This window comes from Micromonospora sp. MGP-C2 (assembly GCF_057766525.1).
Genome location: NZ_JBYMEN010000002.1, coordinates 191,069 through 208,477 on the forward strand (window position 1 = coordinate 191,069; position 17,409 = coordinate 208,477).

The following is a 17,409-nucleotide window of genomic DNA, read 5'->3' on the forward strand; positions in this document are numbered from 1 at the left end:
GATGTCGTCCATCCCATCGGCCGACAAGTGGTCACCTGCCGGACACGGTCGGTCGACAACCGTGGGGTTGTGCGACGATCGGCGAGCGTCACGCCGAACGACCGTCCACCGGTCCGACCGCGCACCGAACGCTGGCGGGCACGGCGGAGGGCACACACCTCGCATCCCTTGGAGAGCACGATGTCCCTCTCCCCTTCCCGGGTCTTCGCAGAGCTGAACGCGGCTCGACCCCCTGACCAGGCCGCCCCGATGATGGGAACGGCCGTCGTGGTCGGTGGCAGCATCGCCGGCCTGCTGGCCGCCCGGGTGCTGTCCGATCACGCCGACAGCGTCGTCATCATCGACCGGGACGACCCCCAGGTGGCCGGCGCGCGGCCCGGCGTCCCCCAGGGGACGCAACTGCACGCGCTGCTGCCCGGCGGCCTCCTCCAGCTGGAGCGCCTTTTCCCGGGATTCCGCGAAGAGGCGCTGGCGCACGGGGCGATCGAGGCGCCACCCGAAGCCCGGCGCAACTACCTCGACGGCCGCGCGAAGGTCGTCGTCCCCGACGACGCCGACAGCCTGGCGGGCAGCCGGCCGCTGCTGGAGGGGCTGATCCGTCAGCAGGTGCTGCGGCTGCCCAACGTCAAGACGGTCACCGCCCGAGCCACCGGCCTCGTGTTCGAGGGCGCCGCGGTCACCGGTGTCCGCTGCGAGGTCGGCGGGGTCGTCGGCGTCGAGAGGGGCGACCTCGTGGTGGACGCCATGGGGCGGTCGAGCCGACTCTCGGACTGGCTGGAGCAGGCCGGCTGGGACCGGCCGGTCACCCGGCGGATGACCACGCACCTCAACTACGCGACCGCCCTGTTCCGACGCCCGGCGGTCACCCCGCCCTCGACGGTCGTGCTGGCGCTGCACACCCCGAAGATGGGGCTGGACGTCGCCGGGGCCGCGTTCTTCGCCATTGAGGACGGCCGGTGGATGGCCATGATGGCCGGTTACGGCGACAACCGCCCGGGGCGCACCGCGGAGGACTTCGTCCGCCGTCTGCGGGAGCAGTTCCCACCGGAGTTCGGCGAGCTCGCCGACCAGGAGATGCTCGGCGACGTCCAGACCTACCACCACGCCGACAGCCGGCGACGGGACTTCCACGCGCTGAAGCGGTTTCCGGCCGGCCTGGTCAGCGTCGGCGACGCCGTCGCGTCGTTCAACCCGGTGTACGGGCAGGGGATGACGTCGGCGGCCCTGCACGCGGCCTGCCTGTCGATGTATCTGCGGTCCGGCCCCGATCTGCGGGCGCCCGCGCACCACTTCCTCGCGCTGCAACAGGTCGTGGTCGACGCGGCGTGGTCGATCTCGACCTCCGCCGACCTGGCGTTGCCCCACGTCGACGGGCCCTACCCGCGCGGCTACCGGATCTCCAGCTGGGCGAGCCGGCAGATCATCGCCGCCACCGTCACGGACGTGGCGACCGCGCGCCGGTTCAACGACGTGGTCTCCATGCGCGAGCACCCACGGGCGCTGGCCCGGCCCGGCGTGCTCCTCGGCGCGCTGCGCGCCAACCGACGCGCCCGCTGACGACCCCGCACCTGAGCACTGACGGCCCGGCGACCTCGTGACGAGGCCGCCGGGTCCGATCGTCTAGCGGGGGAGCTTGCGCAGGACGTCGACGACGAAACGGTGGTCGTCGAGCTGCGGCAGCCCGGAGACACCGACCCAACCCACCACTCCGGTGCCGCGGACGCGCAGCGGCACCGCGCCACCGGCCGCCGCGTACCGCGAGGCCGGCAGGCCGTACCTCTCGGCCAGCGTCACCTGCTTGTCCTGGCACAACCGGGCCATGTACAGCGACGAGTGCTCGAACCGCATCACGACCCGACCCTTGCGGCGCAGCCACGCGTCGTTGTCGGCCGTCGACCCCGGCAGGCCACAGTGGAACAGTTGGCGCCCGGCCCGCCACACCCCGATCGAGACCGGCAGCCGCTGCTCGGTCGCGGCAGTGACGGCGAGCATCCCCAGCTCGTACGCGTCCGTCTCGGACAGGCCCGCGAGCTCCAGCTCGCCCTCCTCGCGTCTCAGCTCGTCCAGGGTCGGCCACGCGTCACGGTCAGTTGACATGTTTCTTCTCCTCGTCGAACGGGGCGGATCACCAGGCGCGGGGCGATCACCAGGCGCAGGGCGCGTAGTCCTTCAGGAAACAGCCGTACAGGTCCTCGCCCAGCTCGCCGCGGACGATCGGGTCGTACACCCGGGCCGCGCCGTCGACCAGGTCCAGTGGGGCGTGGAAGCCCTCGTCGGCCAGTCGCATCTTCGTCGGGTGGGGGCGTTCGTCGGTGATCCAGCCGGTGTCGACGCTGGTCATCAGGATGCCGTCGGTCAGCATCTCCTCGGCGCTGGTGCGGGTCAGCATGTTCAGCGCGGCCTTGGCCATGTTGGTGTGCGGGTGCCCCGGCCCCTTGTAGCCCCGGCCGAACTGGCCCTCCATCGCCGACACGTTCACCACGTACTTGCGGCGGGCCGCCGCCGCGGCCATCGCCGGGCGCAGCCGGCTGACCAGCACGAACGGCGCGGTGACGTTGCACAGTTGCACCTCGAGCAACTCGACCGGGTCCACCTCCTGCACCCGCTGGACCCAGCTGTTGACCGAGTCGAGGTCCGGTACGAGGCCACCGGCGTCGATGGCCGTGGACGCCGCGATGCGTTCCGGCGAGGCAGAACCGCTGGTGAGCGCCAGTGCGGTGAGCGCGTGCGGGGTGAGCGCCGTCGACTGTGGCGCGGCGGTCAGGCTCCCCACCGGGCCGCCCTGGCCGTCCGGCTTGGCGAAGGTGATCAGCTCCGGCAGCGGGCCGTCCGGGAGGGCCGCGGCCTCCGCGGCGATGAGCTGCGCGTACGCCCCGGGGGAGCGGCGGACGGTCTGCGCCGCGTTGTTGATCAGGATGTCGAGGGGGCCCTGGCTGCTGACCGAGTCGGCGAGGGCGATCACCTGGGCGGGGTCGCGCAGGTCGATCCCGACGATGCGCAGGCGGTGCAGCCAGTCCCCGCTGTCGGCCATCGCGGCGAACCGGCGGACCGCGTCGTGCGGGAACCGCGTGGTCACCGTCGTGTGGGCGCCGTCGCGCAGCAGCCGCAGAGCGATGTACATGCCGATCTTGGCCCGGCCGCCGGTGAGCAGGGCGCGCCGCCCGGTCAGGTCGGTACGGGCGTCGCGGCGCTCCCGGTTGAGCGCGGCGCAGGACGGGCAGAGCTGGTGGTAAAAGGCGTCCACCTCGCGGTAGCGCTGTTTGCAGACGTAGCAGCCGCGTGGGTTGTGCAGGAAGCCCGCCGTCTCGCCCGCGACGGAGGTGGCGAGCGGGATGCCCTGGGTCTCGTCGTCGATGCGTCCCGGAGCGCCGGTGGCGGTGGCCTCCGTCACCGCCCGGTCGGCCGCGAGGATGGCGTCCCGCCGTTCCTCGCGTCGCCTCTGCTTGATCACCTTGTAGAGCCGGGCGGTGGCCCGCTGCACACGCACCACGTCGGGATGGTCGGAGGGCAGCGCCTCCAACGCCTCGAAGACGCTGAGGCAGGCCTCCAGCCGGCTTCGGTCAATGCCGTCCTGACCGTTTTCGGTAATGTTGTCCACCGTCATGCGTCTTTGTCTCGTCCCGTATCCCGTGCCGGATCCAACCGGCTCGCCCGAAGTCCGACCCGAAACTGTACGCACCGTGCGGCCCGCGACGCACCTCGTGCTTCAGTTGGCGTCGGCGTGGCCGAGGCGCCAGTAGCCCATGAAGGCCACCGCCCGCCGGTCCAGACCTCGCTCGGCGACCAGGTGCCGGCGCAGTGTGCGGATGACGCCGGCCTCCCCGGCCAGCCACGCGTACAGCGGCGCCGTGGCCACTTCCTCGGGCACCTCCCAGAGGATCTCGGTGTCCACGTCCACGTCCGAGACGGGCTGCGTGGTCGCCGACGCGCGAGGGACCAGCAGGTGATCGGCCGCGGCGGCGACGGCGGGCACCAGCCGGCTGCCGTACCCGTCGACACCCCGGGGCATCCAGCGGACCTCGACGCCGGGAGGCGCCACCAGCGGCAGCACGTCGTCGGCGTCGGGCACCTCCAGCAGAACCACCCCCCGGGTGTCGAGGGGCAGTCGCTCGCAGATGCTGCTGATCGCCGGCACGGCCGTCTCGTCCCCGGCCAGCAGCAGGCAACTCCCGGCCGACGGTCGGAACTCGACCCCGCCGTGGTTGCCGTCGTAGCCGGAGTCCGGCCCGACGATGGCGATCTGGTCGCCGGCGCCCACCCGCCGCGCCCAGCGTGTCGCCGGCCCGCCGTCACCGTGCAGCACCAGGTCGAGGTCGACCTCGGCCAGGTGCGGTCGGACGGCCCGCACGGTGTAGGTGCGGATCGGGTTACGCCGGTGCTCGGGCAGCGCCCGCCACTGCGCGTACCAGTCCGCCCCCTCCGGGAAATCCACCCCGCGCTGGTCGGGCAGCGGCAGCGCCAACTTGATGCGCTGGTCGTAGCCGTTGTCGGCGAAGCGGTCGAGGTCCACTCCGGTGAAGGTCACCCGGAGGAAGGACGGGCTGAGCCGGCGTACCGCACGGACGGTGACGGTGAACACGCGCCACGGGGCGATGGGCAGGGTGTTGGTCATGGGTGCCTCTCCGGGTTCGGTCCGGCGTCTACCGGGTGTTGCTCGTCTTTGCGCGTGACCGCCACAGCAGCCAGACGAAGTACGGGGCGCCGATCATGGCGGTGACCAGGCCGGCGGGAATCTGGGCCGGAGCGATGAGCGTCCGGCCGACGGTGTCGGCGATGCTGACCAGCGCCGCGCCGAGCAGCGCGGCCACCGGGAGCACCCGGGAGTGCCGGCCACCGACGAGCGCCCGGGCGGCGTGCGGGGCGACCAGCCCGACGAAGCCGATGACCCCGACGGCCGAGACCGCGGTGGAGGTGAGCAGCGCCGCCGCGCCGAGCGCGATCAGACGGGTGCGTTCCAGGGGGACGCCCAGCACCCGGGGAGTGTCGTCGTCCAGCGCCATCAGGTCGAGTTCGCGACGGGCGGCGACGACGGCCGGGGTGAGCACCAGCAGGGCGATCAGCACCGGCAGCACCTGGGTGGGCATCCGGCCGTAGGTGGAGCCGGACAGCCAGGTCAACGCCTTGCCGGTGTTCCACGGGTCGAAGGCGACGACCAGGTAGGTGATGACCGCCATGCCGCCCTGCCAGGCGCCGAATCCGATCAGCACCAGCCGGTCGGAGCTCAGTCCGCCGCGCCAGGCCAGGCCGTACACCAGGGCGAAGGCCAGCATCGCGCCGAGCCCGGCGACACCGGAGACGGCCCACACTCCGGCCAGCGGCACGAAGGTGAGCAGTGAGACGGCCCCCAGCCCGGCGCCGGCGGTGATGCCGAGGATGCCGGGTTCGGCCAGCGGGTTGCGGCAGACTGCCTGCACTGTGGTGCCGGCAACCGCGAGCGCCGCGCCGGCCAGGACCGCCGCGGCGACGCGCGGCCACCGCTGGTCCAGCACAAAGGTGTACGCGGGCCCGGTGCTGCCGTTGAGCCAGTTCAGCACGTCACCGAGCAGCACCCAGGTGTCACCGGCGAGCATGCCGACCGCCACGGCCCCGACGGTCAGGACGGCGGTGACGGTGAGGACGCTGCGGTGGAAGGCGGCGGAGCGGACGGCCGCGTGCCCGCCGGGCGGGCGGCGGGTGGGGCCCGCGTCGCGGTGCCGGCGGGCCAGCCAGATGAGGATCGCCGCGCCGAACAGTGTGGTGACCACGCCGGTGGGAATGTCGACACCGGCCTGCCCGCCCATCACGGCGCGCAGCAGCACGTCGGAGCCGAGGACGATGATGACCCCGGCGATGCCGGACAACGGCAGCAGGATCCGGTGCCGGTGCACCCCCGGCACCACGGGGGCGAGCAGCCGGACGATCACCGGGGCGCACAGGCCGACGAAGCCGACCGGGCCGGTGAGGGTGACGGCCGCGGCGGACAGCAGCACGGCCAGCACCATGACGGTGAGCCGGGTGCGCCGCACGTTGAGACCGAGCACGGTGGCGGTGTCGTCGCCGAGGGCGAGGATGTCGAGGCGGTGCCCGAGCAGCATCAGCACCACGACGGCGCCGACGAGCACCGGGGCCAACTGGGTCAGCGCCGTCAGGTCGCTCTGCACCAGCGAGCCGTTGCCCCAGGCGAACAGACCGATGGTGGCCTGCTCGAACAGGAGCAGCAGCAGGGTCGTCACCGACCCGAGGGCCAGCGCGGTCGCCGAGCCGGCGAGGATGAGTCGGGTGGTGCCGGCCTGGCCACCGGAGGACATCGCCATCACCAGGCCGGCGGCGGCGAGCCCTCCGCAGAAGGCGAGGCCACCGGCGGGCAGCGCGGGCAGCGAGACGCCGAACGCGGCCACGGCGACGATCGCCAGGTGGGCGCCCGCGTTGACAGCGAGGGTGTCGGGGGACGCGAGCGGGTTGCGGGCGATCGACTGCAACGCGGCCCCGGCGAACCCGAGCGCGACGCCGATCGCCAACCCGGCGAGCAGCCGGGGCAACCGGGAGGCGAGCAGGACGCGGGCCGCCTCGTCGTCGGCGCCCGTCGCCAGCCGCAGCAGGTCGAGGGCGCCGACCGTCGAGGTGCCCTGGGTCAGGTGCACCGCGCCCACCACGAGCAGCAGCAGGATCGCGGCGACGAAGACACCGGCGACGCGGGGTACGGCCAGGCGTCCGCCCGGAGCCGGCCGGGTGGCCGGCTCCGGACGTGGGGGTGCGCTCAGCACGCTCACACCGCGTACGTCTTGACGAGTTCGTCGATGTACTGCTTGCCGGAGAGCGGGCCGCCGAAGGTCCACATGCCGTTGGGCATCTTGCGCACGTTGCCCTTCTGGACGAAGGGCAGCGACTTCCAGATGGCGTTGCCGGCGAGACCGTCGGCGAACACGTCGTCGCCGTCGGAGGCGTTGTAGAAGAAGCGCAGGTTCGGGTCCTTGAGGACCGTCATGCCCTCGACGTCGGTCTGGCCGAGACCCCACGCCTCGTCGACCTTGCCGGTCCAGGCGTTGGTGAGGCCGAGCTGGGTGCCGATCTCGGAGACGAGAGAGCCCTTGCCGAACATCCGGATGCTGACGGTGCTGCCCTCCTTCCAGCCGTCGGCCATGGCGAACGGACGGCCGGCGGCGCCCGCGTCGGCGATCTTCTTCTTGCCGTCGGCGATGGCCGCGTCGAAGTCGGCGAGCAGCTTCTCCGCCTCGGTGGTCTTGCCGACGGCCTTCGCGATCATGTTGAGGTCCGCGCGCATCCGGCCGAGGTTGTCGGTGGCGTCACTGCCCTTGGCGACCACGACGGGGGCGTACTTCTCCAGCTGGCTGACCATGTTGGCGCCCCGGTCGTCCTCCATCACGATGAGGTCGGGCTGGAGGGCGACGATCGAGTCGACGCTGGGCTCGCCGCGCGTGCCGACGTCCTTGACACCCGGGTCGAGCTTCGCGGAGGTGACCCAGGTGCCGTAGCCCTTGGGGTCGGCGACCCCGACGGGCATGACGCCCAGGCTGACCAGCATCTCGACCTCGCCCCACTCGAGCCCGACGACCTTGGTCGCCGGGGCCTTGAGGGTGATCTCCTTGCCGCGGCTGTCGGTGAGGGTGACCGGGCCGCCGGCCGCCGAGGATGAGGTCTCGGGGGCTGCGGCGTTCTCGGTGGTGCCGCAGGCGCCGAGCGTCAACGCGGTGACGACGGCGAGGAGGGCGGTGAAACGGGTACGGGTCATGACGGTCTTTCTCTGCTGGGGATGAGGGGTGTTCAGACCAGGGCGCGGATCGCGTGCCGCCCGACCGGGCGGGTGGTGACCAGTCCGCTGATCGGATCGGTGGTCACCTCGATGCGGATCCCGTAGGTCTCGGTGAGGGCGTCCTCGGTGAAGACCGCCGCGGGGGTGCCGGTGGCGCGCACCCGGCCCTGTTGCAGCAGGACCACCTCGTCGGCCACGGCGGCTGCCTGGTTGAGGTCGTGCAGCACGACGCCGACGGCGACGTCGTGGTCGTCCGCGAGGTCACGGACCAGGTCGAGGATCTCCACCTGGTAGCGCAGGTCGAGGAACGTGGTGGGCTCGTCGAGCAGCAGCACCGGGGTGTCCTGGGCCAGGCAGGTGGCCAGCCACACCCGCTGCAACTCGCCGCCGGACAGCTCGTCGACGGGTCGATCGGCCATCGCGGTCACGCCGGTGACGTCCATGGCGCGGGCGATGGCCGCCGGACCGTTCGGATCCTCCGCGCGCCAGCGCCCTCGGTAGGGGTGGCGGCCGTATCCCACGACGTCGTGGACGGTGACCCCGCTGGGCACCGGCCGGCTCTGGGCGAGCAGCGTGACCCGACGGGCGAACTCCCGGGACGGGAGGCTGGCGGCGGTGACGCCGTCGGCGAGGTGGACCGTGCCGGACTGGATCGGGTGCAGCCGGGCCAGGGCCCGCAGCAGGGTGGACTTGCCGCTGCCGTTGGGCCCCACCAGCGCGGTCACGGCACCCGCACGAAGGCTGATCATGGCACCGTGCACCACCGGCACACCGTGGTAGCCCAGACGGAGGCCGACGCCGGACAGGCTGCGCTCCCCGTTGGCCGACGCCAACTCGCTCTGCATTAGGTGAGGCTAACCTAAGGAAATGCCCGCGTGTCAAGCCGGTCCCGGAGTCGTGGTCCGCGGGGAGAGCGTCGGTGGTCGGGTCCGTGCACGCGTGGGGGATGCTGGTTCCGTGCAGATCACGACCCTCGGCCCACTCGCCGTCGACGGCCGACCGGTCCGGGGTGAACGGCTCGCCGCGGTGATCCGCGCGCTCGTCGACGCGCGTGGACGGGCGGTGTCGACGAGTCTGCTCATGGACGCCGTGTGGGACGGCGCGCCACCCGACGACGCGACCGGGGCCGTCCAGGCGCTCGTGTCCCGGGTACGTCGTCTCGGTCTGCCCGTGGTCGCGGTGCCGGGCGGATACCGGCTGCCCGCCGACGAGATCACCGTCGACGCGGTCGAGGCGCGCGCGCTCGTCGACCGGGCGCGGGCCGCGCTCCAGGCCGGCGACGCCGGTGCCGCCCGCAGCACTGCCGATCAGGCGCGAGCCCTGTTCCCCGAGGTCCCCGAACTCGGCACCACAGAGGACACCCGCCTGTTCGCGGACGTCGCCGCGCTGCGCGCACAGGCGGCACTCGCCGGCGCGGGCCCGTTCGACGAGGTCGACCTGGGTCGGCTCGTCGCGCGCACACCGCCGGACGAGCCGTCCGCCGCCCTGCTCGTCCGGGTCCTCGCCGCTCAGGGACGGGAGGCGGAGGCGCTGGAGGTGGTGGAGAGGCTCCGGGCCGAACTCGCCGACCGGTACGGCACCGACCCGTCACCCGTGATCACACAGGTCCACCTGGCGCTGCTGCGGGGCGAGCTGACCACCCCGGCCGTCGAGCCCTCGCCCCGGCAGCCGATGCGGATCGCCCTGCCCGCCGCGTGGCGCCGGCCGATGACCGCCCTCGTCGGCAGGGAACGCGACGTCGCGGCCGTGGTGGACGGACTCGCCGACGCGCCTCTGGTGACGATCGTGGCAGCCGGCGGCGCGGGCAAGACCCGTCTCGCCGCCGAGGTGACGCGTCGCACGGCGGCGGCCGGACGGTCGGTACGCGTGATTGAACTGGCCGGCCTGCGCTCGTCCGACGAGGTGCTGCCCACGGTGCTCGCGGCCCTCGGGGGCGCGGACACGTCGGCGACCGGCGGCAACCTGGGCCTGGAGCGGCGGGTGCTCAGCCCCGAGGAACGGCTTCGCGCCGTGGCCCCCGACCTCGACGGGTTGGTGGTGCTGGACAACTGCGAACACGTCCTCGACGCGGTGGCCACCGTCGTCGCGGACCTGGTCGCGGTGACCTCGCCCGAGGTCACCGTGCTCGCGACGAGCCGGGCACCGCTGGGCCTCGCCGGCGAACTGGTCCACCGGCTGACCGCCCTGCCGGACAGCGACGCGCTCGCCCTGGTCGAGACCCGGGCGAGGGCCGGTGGCGCGGTGCCCACCTGGGACACGACGCGGGCACTCGCACTGTGCCACCGGCTCGACAACCTGCCGCTGGCACTCGAACTCGCCGCCGCGCGACTGCGCAGCATGCCGATCGACGACGTCCTCGCCGGTCTGAGCGACCGCTTCGCGCTGCTCGACGACGCCCTGCGCGGCCTGCCGGAGCGGCACGCGAGCCTGTGGGCGATGGTCGACTGGAGCAGGGAGTTGCTCGCCGAGGACGACCGTGACCTGCTCCAGCGGGTCGCGGTCATCCCCGCGCCGTTCACCGCGGACCTCGCCGCTGCGGTCGCCCAGACCCCGGACGTCCGTCGTGGCCTGGCGACACTCGTGGAACAGTCCCTGTTGACCCTGGTCGAGGGGGACGGTCCACCGCGCTACCGCATGCTCGAAACGGTCCGTGAGTACGGCGAAGCCCGCCTCGACGCGGTAGGTGCACGGGGTCTGGCCATGGACGGCCTGGTCGAGTGGGCGCGGGAGCAGGCGGTCGCGCTCGCCGACCAGTTCATCGGCCCCGGCCAGATCGACGCGCTCACCCGCTGCGCCGACGAGCAGGACAACCTGCTCGCGGGTCTGCGCTGGGCACTCGGGCAGGACGACGAGCCCGCCGCCGTCGAGATCGCCACCGCGCTGTTCCACCTCTGGGCGGTTCGCGGACTGCACCTGGAGGTGTCCGGGTGGGCGGCGGGTCTGCTGCACGTCGAGGACCCGAAGCGACGGCTCCACTCCGCGATCACCTACGGCCGTCGCAGCGGCAGGCCGCTGCCCAACGCCGACCGGCTGGCCTGGATGTGCCTGTTGATCGGGGTCAACGCCGGCATCAGCGGCGACCTCCGGCTCGCCGTGCTCGCCCGTCGGGCACTTCGGACAGTCCTCGCCGAACGGCCGGACGAGGTGTCGTCCCGGTTGACCGTTATCGCGACTGCGCTACCCCTGTTCGACGCCGTCGACCCGGAGGAGAGCATGCAGGGCACCGTCGGCATGGTCGGGCATCCCGACCCGTACGTGCAGGGGCTCGGCCTGTTCGCCCGCGCCGCAGTCCGGGAGAACGGTGGCATGTACGAGGCGTCGGTCGTCGACGCCGAGCAGGCCTACCGTCGTTTCGAGGTGGCCGGTGACCAGTGGGGCATGGCGATGGCGGCGGGTGCCGTCGGGCAGTTCCTGGTGCCGGGCGAGGGTGCGCGGTCCGCCGAGTGGCTGGCGCGCAGCGTCCGCCACATGGAGCTGATCGGTGCCACGCAGGATGCCCGGTCCATCCGGGTGCGGCTGGACGTGCAGCTCGCCCTGGCCGGCGACCCGGACGCCGAGCGGCGACTGGTCGAGACGGCGGCGCCGGGCGAGGCCGAGGCCGTGGACGCCGCGGTGGCGTGTCTCGGGCTGGCCCACGTGGCGTGGCAGCGCGAGCGGTACGACGAGGCCCGGGCGTACGGCGACGGGGTGATCCGCATCCTGGCCGGCTGGACCGGCCCGCCGCCGCAGCCCCGCGCCATGCTCCGGGTCGCGGTGGCGGTCCTGCACCTGCGGGTGGCGCAGGTGCGACCGGTGCCGGGAGAGAACGCCGACGCGCGCGCGGCCGCCGCACTGACCCTCGCCAGCGACGAGGCGCTCTCCTCACGGGACCTGCCGGTCATCGGGGCATGGGCGCAGGGAGGCGCCGAACTCGCCGCGCACCGGGGCGACGTGGCGGCGGCTCGCGAGTTGTTCGCGCTCGCGACACGCATCGGCACCCATGCCGGGACGTTCTTCCCACCCGGCGACGCCGAACGACTCAACGCCGCCCTCGGGGCCGAGGAGCAACGCGAGTCGTTGGTGGCCGTGTGGCGCGGTCGGTCGGTCTCCGCGACCGTCGCCCGGGTCCGCGAGCTGATGGACGACCTGCTCGCCCAAGGGCCTGTGTCAAAGTCGCAGCTGGGCGCGGGCTGGGGTCTATCGTGAGCGGGAAGTGACGGTGCGGCGTCCCGGACCGGTGTGCTGGTGAGCCGCTGGTCCACCTTCCGGCCGGTCGACGAAATCATCGGGAGCAGGGCATGGGCCTCATCCACATCGAGCTGTTCGCCACCCTCGACCTGGTCGGGCAGTCGCCTGGCGGCCCCGAGGAGGACCCGGAGGGGTTCGCGTTCGGCGGTTGGCAGGCGCCCCTGCTCGACGAGGTCGCCGGGGCGCAGGTCGCCGCCGCGTACGAGGGCACGGACGCCCTGCTGCTCGGTCGGCGGACCTACGACATCTTCGCCGCCTACTGGCCGCACCAGGAAGGCGGCGAGGACAACGCCATCGCCAGCCTCTTCAACCGCATCCCCAAGTACGTGGCCTCCCGGGGCGCACCCGACCTCTCCTGGGCCGGCTCCACACAGCTCGGCCCGGATCTGGCGGGCGCGGTGCGCGAGATCCGTGACCGGCACCAGCACATCAAGGTCGTCGGCAGCCTGAACCTGGTGCAGACCCTGCTGCGCGAGCGACTCTTCGACCGACTCGACCTCTGGGTGCACCCGATCGTGCTCGGCGTCGGAAAGAAGGTGTTCGACGGCGGCGCGGTGCCCACCAACGTGACGCTCCTCGAACCGCCGGTCGCCAGTCCGAAGGGCACCGTTCACCTGCGCTACGGGATCGCCGACGGCACACCCCGGACGGGCGACATGTCCGCGCCCGATCGTGGTGTCGGGCGCGACGACTGACGCCGTCCGGGTGTTGCTGCCGTCGGCGGTGCATCCAGCCGGGCCAGCATTCGGCCACGGCGTCGGCAGGTCGAGGTGCCGACGCCGTGACCAGGTCAGATCTTCTTGCGGTACGCGCGCAGCGCCAGCGGCATGAACACCGCGACGAAGCCGGCGCACCAGGCGAGCGTCCACCAGACGTGGTTGCCGACCGGCGTGCCGAGGAACAGTCCGCGTACCGACGCCACCAGGTGGGTCATCGGGTTGACGTCCACGAACGCCTGCATCCAGCCCGGCAGCGTGTCGGCGCCGACGAACACGTTCGACGCGAAGCTCAGCGGCATGATCAGCGCGAACATCAGACCCTGTACGGCACCCGGGGTGCGCACCTTCATCGACACCAGCACCGGCAGCCAGCTCAGGCAGAGCGCGAACAGCACCGCGAGCAGACACCCGGCGATCGCCCGGAACGGGTCTGTGTCGATCCGGAAACCCATCAGGTAGCCGATCGCGAGGGTCGAGACCGTGACGATCACGTACCGGACGACGTCGCCGAGGACCGCACCGACCAGTGGTGCGGAGCGGGGGATCGGCAACGACCGGAACCGGTCGAAGATGCCTTTGGCGATGTCGGTGTTGAGGTTGACGCCGATCGCGATGGCGCCGGTGGCGATGGTCTGCGCCAGGATGCCGGGCAGCAGGAACTGCAGGTAGTCGTGGGTCGATCCGGCGACCGCACCGCCGAAGATGTACACGAAGATGATGAGGAACAGCACCGGTTGCAGCGTGACGTCGATGAGCGCCTCGGGCGTGCGCCAGGTCTTGATGAGGCTGCGCTTGGCCAGCGCCAACGAGTGCCGGACCAGCCGGAACGGGCGGGGGTTCGGGGTCGTTGTCGAGAGCGCGCGGCTTCTCGTGGGTGCCGTGTCGATCAGAGTGCTCATGCCGCGACCTCCGTGGGGCGGGTGGTGTCGTCAACGGACGCTGTACGCCCGGTGAGGGTGAAGAACACCTCGTCGAGGCTCGGCAGGTGCAGGGAGAGTTCGGTGACCGCGATGCCGGCGGCGGCGAAGCGCGCGACGCTCTCGGTCAGGGCCGCGTCGTCGGTGACCGGCACCGCGAGCACGCCCTTGCGGATCTCGTCGGCCTGCGCGCCGGAGCCGACCTGGGTCAGGATCGCCGCGGTGCGGGCCAGTTGCGCCGAATCGGCCGGCCGGACCTCCAGGGTCTGCCCGCCGACCACCCGCTTGAGCCCTTCGGGGGTGTCGTGCGCGATGACCCGGCCGTGGTCGATCACCGTGATCGCATCGGCGAGCGCGTCGGCCTCCTCCAGGTACTGGGTCGTGAGCAGCACCGTCGAGCCGTTGCCGACCAGCGAGCGGACCACGTCCCACATGTCCTCGCGCTTGGCCGGGTCGAGCCCGGTCGTCGGCTCGTCCAGGAAGATCACGTCGGGAGAGCCGACCAGGCTGGCGGCCAGGTCCAGCCGCCGCCGCATGCCACCGGAGTAGGTCTTGGCCTGCCGGTTCGCGGCGTCGGTCAGGTCGAACCAGTCGAGCAGTTCGGCTGCCCGCCGGCGGGCGCCGGTGCGCCCCAGTTCCAGCAGTGTGCCGAACAGTTCCAGGTTCTGCCGCCCGGTCAGGTCCTCGTCGACCGAGGCGTACTGGCCGGTGAGGCCGATGCTCTGCCGGACGCGCTCGGCGTCCCGTACCACGTCGAAACCGCCGATTCGGGCGGTCCCGCCGTCCGGGGCCAGCAGGGTGGAGAGGATGCGCACGGCGGTGGTCTTGCCGGCGCCGTTGGGGCCGAGCACCCCGAGCACCGTCCCGCGGGGAACGGTGAGGTCCACGCCCTGCAGCGCCCTCGTCTTCCCGAAGTTCTTCACGAGGCCCTCGGCCTCGATCACCAGGTCAGCTGTCATGCGTGCAGCCTGCGCGGGTCGGCTGACACCGCACTGACAAGCCACCGACACCGGCTGACACGGGCGCTGCGAGCGGTCACGGCGGGCAGTGATCGACTCGACTTTCGCAGAGGCGCTAGTCGGCGTCGTCGATTCCCTGATGGATGCGGGCGCGGATCGCCGGAGCATGCTGCTTGAGGTCGACGCGAGCCGCCTCACCCGCCTCGGTCACCCGGCTGTCCCCGTGCACGAGCCGCTACGGCGCAGACCGGCCGGCGACGGCGTTCGCGAGGGTCGTAGCCAGGTCTCCGTTGTGTGTAGGTTGCGGAAGTGACAAGAAGCGAGCGAATCGCGGACCAGCTGGACCGGCACTGGCAGAAGAACCTGCGGCCGCGGCTGCACGGTCTTGCCGATGAGGAGTATTTCTGGGAGCCGGTGCGTGGCTGCTGGAGCATCCGTCCACGTGGCACGTCGGCCACACCGATGTCGGCAGGTTCGGGGAAATGGACGATGGACTCCGCGTCCCCTGACCCGGTGCCGGCGCCGGTGACCACGATTGCCTGGCGGCTGGCGCACATCATCGTCTCCTGCCTTGGTTATCGGGTCGGATTTCACTTCGGCGGCCAGGATGTGGACTCCCGGACATTCGCCTACGCGGGGACCGCTGACGAGGCGCTGAAACAGCTCGATGAGATGTACGGGAGATGGAACGCGGGGGTCCGCGAGCTCTCGGACGCCGACCTGGATAATCCGCCCACTGTGGGTCCCGAACGGTTTCCCATGGAGGGCATCGTCCTGCACGTCAACAGGGAGCTGATCCATCACGGCGCCGAGATTTCCCTGCTGCGCGACCTCTACCGCTGGCAGGACGGCGGGGTCGGTTCCAAGATGGCGCAGCTTCAACGTTGAGGGGCACCGATGGGCAGCACGGTGTTGAGCATGAGCGTGTCGTTGGACGGCTTCGCCGCCGGTCCTGACGTCACCGCCGGACAACCGATGGGCAGAGGCGGCGAGCGGCTGCACGAGTGGCTGTTCCATGCCGACGGGGATCGCGCTGTTGCGGCTGACGGCGTCACCCCGGTCGGGGTCGACGCCGCGCAGGTACGAGAGCGTCATGCCACGACCGGCGCCGTGGTGATCGGCAAACGGACGTTTGATGTCGGTGTGGACCTGTGGCAGGACACTCCGTTTCCGGTGCCGTGCTTCGTGGTCACGCACGAGCCGCGCGACCCGTTGCGGATGAGGAGCGACGTCTTCACGTTTCTGAACGACGGCCTCCACAGCACGCTGCGCCAGGCGCGACAGGCAGCAGGCGACCGGAACGTCCTCATCATGGGCGGGCCCACCACAGGACAACAGTTCGTCAGGGCCGGGCTGGTGGACGAGATCCACGTGCAACTCGTACCGGTGTTCCTCGGCACCGGCACCCGCCTGTTCGACCACCTAGGCACCGACCACATCGAACTCGGACGCACCGCGGTGATCGAATCCCCACACGTCACGCACCTGCGCTTCCACGTCCCGAGGTGACCGCTCGGCGTCGGCCGGCTCGCGGTGCGGACTCGACTTCCGCCGTGCAGGCCGGCTGGCGCTTGCACGGCCGCACCAGTGGTCGAAGTCGCGATATATGCTGGCGACGGCAGAGCGCCTGCCAGCGCCCGATGTGGTGGCCCACGCCTGACCGCATCCCTGGGCCAAGAGTCTCCGACTCCGCGCCGCTGTGTCGACTCCCGGCGTGCCGGTCACGCCGCCTGCTCGGTGGAGTGCGTGGGGCTGCACCGGAGGCGTCATGTCTGATCACCCACCACGGCGGACCCCCACCCCGGGACGTGCTCGCAAGCGCGCCATCCGGGAGCATGCCGCCCAGGCCGGTGTCGCCTACTCGGTGGCTGCCCGCCACCTTGAGTCGGTGGGGCTGCGACCCGGCGAAACCCTCGCCAGGTACGGGCGGACGATCTATCCGATCGGGTTCGATCCGCATCGCCAACTGCTCGTCGAACGCCGTGAGCGGCGGTCGTTCGAGGAACGGGTGTCGGACACCAGGCGGGCCGCGGTCCTGCCTCATGGCCGCGCGCAGCACCTCGTCGAGCGGTTCCCGCCCAGCCGTGGTCGTACCGGCAGCGGGGTGGGCGCGCTCTATCACGGCGAGGGCCGGGTGGAACTGCTCGCGATGGTGTACGTGGTGATCGCGGCCGAGTCCCCGGGGCTGCTGCCCGAGGTGGGGGATCTCGTCTGGATCGCGGAGCTGGGCGAGGACACCGCGCTCGACACAGCCTGCGCCGAGGTCGACCGCGAGGCCCGCCGGGTGCTGGATCGGGAGCCTCTGGCGCTCTGGTCGGTCATCGAGATGGCGCTGGCCGTCGCCGAGCACACCGCGGACTGGCAGATCCGCCAGGAAGCGATCCGGCAGGCCGCGCTCCTCCGCACGATGATGACGCCGCGGATCGGGTACGCGGGCGAGCCGTACGTGCCGGGGCTGCCCGTCGCCGGCGTCCGGCAGATCCTCGACGCGCTGCTCATCGTCGCCGACGACGGACACGCGCCGGGCACCCGGGTACGCCTGCGCAGGCATCCGGACGACGTGGGGTTGGCCACGATCATCGGGGCCACGTGGGGGTCGTCGGGTCCGCCGGTGGGCTATCTCGTGTGGCCCGACGGGGCGACGGCGCCGCAGTCGGCCCGCGCCGACGACCTGATCGTCCTGGCCGACCAGGAGTCGCTTCCTCGGTGAGCGAGGGCCCGGCCGAGTCGGCTAGCTGAGGCGGCCGAGCCCGTGCGACCTCGCGGTGGACGGCCGCTGGCCGCAGCTCGGCGCGCGGTCGGCGCGCCGGGGGTGTACGAGGTGGCACGGCAGTGAC

Annotated in this window: 14 protein-coding genes; 6 read left to right on the forward strand and 8 right to left on the reverse strand. The window is 72.1% G+C overall.

Annotated elements, in window-relative coordinates; genetic code table 11:
- The first annotated feature begins 180 nt into the window (after positions 1-180).
- A complete protein-coding gene (locus tag AC3CF1_RS00375; RefSeq protein WP_328375312.1) occupies positions 181-1,557 on the forward strand; it encodes an FAD-dependent oxidoreductase in 1,377 nt (458 codons plus the stop codon).
- A gap of 63 nt (positions 1,558-1,620) precedes the next feature.
- On the opposite strand, the gene AC3CF1_RS00380 is transcribed toward AC3CF1_RS00375, so the two are convergent.
- The 6 genes from AC3CF1_RS00380 to AC3CF1_RS00405 all read right to left on the reverse strand — a co-directional run bounded on the left by AC3CF1_RS00380 (position 1,621) and on the right by AC3CF1_RS00405 (position 8,595).
- Positions 1,621-2,097 (reverse strand): heme-degrading domain-containing protein, encoded by a 477-nt coding sequence (locus tag AC3CF1_RS00380; protein ID WP_488449230.1) that lies wholly within the window; start codon positions 2,095-2,097, stop codon positions 1,621-1,623.
- A 46-nt stretch (positions 2,098-2,143) separates the two neighbouring features.
- Positions 2,144-3,604 (reverse strand): SDR family NAD(P)-dependent oxidoreductase, encoded by a 1,461-nt coding sequence (locus AC3CF1_RS00385; protein WP_488449231.1) that lies wholly within the window; start codon positions 3,602-3,604, stop codon positions 2,144-2,146.
- A gap of 102 nt (positions 3,605-3,706) precedes the next feature.
- Positions 3,707-4,612, reverse strand: coding sequence for a siderophore-interacting protein (locus tag AC3CF1_RS00390; protein ID WP_488449232.1), 906 nt, complete (start codon positions 4,610-4,612; stop codon positions 3,707-3,709).
- Positions 4,613-4,640: 28 nt separating this feature from the next.
- A complete protein-coding gene (locus AC3CF1_RS00395) occupies positions 4,641-6,740 on the reverse strand; it encodes an iron ABC transporter permease (RefSeq protein ID WP_488452022.1) in 2,100 nt (699 codons plus the stop codon).
- Between the two features lie 5 nt (positions 6,741-6,745).
- The gene (locus tag AC3CF1_RS00400; RefSeq protein WP_210926460.1) at positions 6,746-7,729 is read right to left on the reverse strand and encodes an ABC transporter substrate-binding protein; all 984 of its coding nucleotides are present in this window, start codon (positions 7,727-7,729) and stop codon (positions 6,746-6,748) included.
- Between the two features lie 32 nt (positions 7,730-7,761).
- Positions 7,762-8,595, reverse strand: a complete 834-nt coding sequence (locus AC3CF1_RS00405; protein ID WP_355163071.1) for an ABC transporter ATP-binding protein — start codon at positions 8,593-8,595, stop codon at positions 7,762-7,764.
- A 112-nt stretch (positions 8,596-8,707) separates the two neighbouring features.
- On the opposite strand from AC3CF1_RS00405, the gene AC3CF1_RS00410 reads away from it, so the two are divergent.
- The gene (locus AC3CF1_RS00410) at positions 8,708-11,935 is read left to right on the forward strand and encodes an ATP-binding protein (RefSeq protein ID WP_488449233.1); all 3,228 of its coding nucleotides are present in this window, start codon (positions 8,708-8,710) and stop codon (positions 11,933-11,935) included.
- 92 nt (positions 11,936-12,027) lie between these two features.
- Complete coding sequence (locus tag AC3CF1_RS00415; protein ID WP_488449234.1) at positions 12,028-12,672, forward strand: dihydrofolate reductase family protein; 645 nt, start codon at positions 12,028-12,030, stop codon at positions 12,670-12,672.
- A gap of 95 nt (positions 12,673-12,767) precedes the next feature.
- Here AC3CF1_RS00415 and AC3CF1_RS00420 read toward each other — a convergent pair whose 3' ends face one another.
- On the reverse strand, positions 12,768-13,595 hold the full coding sequence (locus tag AC3CF1_RS00420; protein ID WP_328849917.1) for an ABC transporter permease: 828 nt from the start codon (positions 13,593-13,595) through the stop codon (positions 12,768-12,770).
- Entirely contained in the window at positions 13,592-14,572 is a 981-nt protein-coding gene (locus tag AC3CF1_RS00425) for an ATP-binding cassette domain-containing protein (protein ID WP_488449235.1), read from the reverse strand. The genes AC3CF1_RS00420 and AC3CF1_RS00425 overlap by 4 nt, the downstream gene beginning before the upstream one ends.
- A gap of 309 nt (positions 14,573-14,881) precedes the next feature.
- Here AC3CF1_RS00425 and AC3CF1_RS00430 point away from each other — a divergent pair, with 309 nt between their 5' ends.
- The 3 genes from AC3CF1_RS00430 (at position 14,882) to AC3CF1_RS00440 (ending at position 17,282) form a co-directional block, all read left to right on the forward strand.
- Complete coding sequence (locus tag AC3CF1_RS00430) at positions 14,882-15,460, forward strand: DinB family protein (protein ID WP_354981634.1); 579 nt, start codon at positions 14,882-14,884, stop codon at positions 15,458-15,460.
- A gap of 30 nt (positions 15,461-15,490) precedes the next feature.
- On the forward strand, positions 15,491-16,081 hold the full coding sequence (locus tag AC3CF1_RS00435; RefSeq protein WP_488449236.1) for a dihydrofolate reductase family protein: 591 nt from the start codon (positions 15,491-15,493) through the stop codon (positions 16,079-16,081).
- 259 nt (positions 16,082-16,340) lie between these two features.
- Entirely contained in the window at positions 16,341-17,282 is a 942-nt protein-coding gene (locus tag AC3CF1_RS00440) for a hypothetical protein (protein ID WP_488449237.1), read from the forward strand.
- The last annotated feature ends 127 nt before the right edge of the window (positions 17,283-17,409 follow it).

Coding starts and splice junctions, on each gene's coding strand:
- AC3CF1_RS00375 (WP_328375312.1), top strand. CDS start 181: ATGTCCCTCTCCCCTTCCCGGGTCTTCGCAGAGCTGAACGCGGCTCGA.
- AC3CF1_RS00380 (WP_488449230.1), bottom strand. CDS start 2,097: ATGTCAACTGACCGTGACGCGTGGCCGACCCTGGACGAGCTGAGACGC.
- AC3CF1_RS00385 (WP_488449231.1), bottom strand. CDS start 3,604: ATGACGGTGGACAACATTACCGAAAACGGTCAGGACGGCATTGACCGA.
- AC3CF1_RS00390 (WP_488449232.1), bottom strand. CDS start 4,612: ATGACCAACACCCTGCCCATCGCCCCGTGGCGCGTGTTCACCGTCACC.
- AC3CF1_RS00400 (WP_210926460.1), bottom strand. CDS start 7,729: ATGACCCGTACCCGTTTCACCGCCCTCCTCGCCGTCGTCACCGCGTTG.
- AC3CF1_RS00405 (WP_355163071.1), bottom strand. CDS start 8,595: ATGCAGAGCGAGTTGGCGTCGGCCAACGGGGAGCGCAGCCTGTCCGGC.
- AC3CF1_RS00415 (WP_488449234.1), top strand. CDS start 12,028: ATGGGCCTCATCCACATCGAGCTGTTCGCCACCCTCGACCTGGTCGGG.
- AC3CF1_RS00420 (WP_328849917.1), bottom strand. CDS start 13,595: ATGAGCACTCTGATCGACACGGCACCCACGAGAAGCCGCGCGCTCTCG.
- AC3CF1_RS00425 (WP_488449235.1), bottom strand. CDS start 14,572: ATGACAGCTGACCTGGTGATCGAGGCCGAGGGCCTCGTGAAGAACTTC.
- AC3CF1_RS00435 (WP_488449236.1), top strand. CDS start 15,491: ATGAGCGTGTCGTTGGACGGCTTCGCCGCCGGTCCTGACGTCACCGCC.
- AC3CF1_RS00440 (WP_488449237.1), top strand. CDS start 16,341: ATGTCTGATCACCCACCACGGCGGACCCCCACCCCGGGACGTGCTCGC.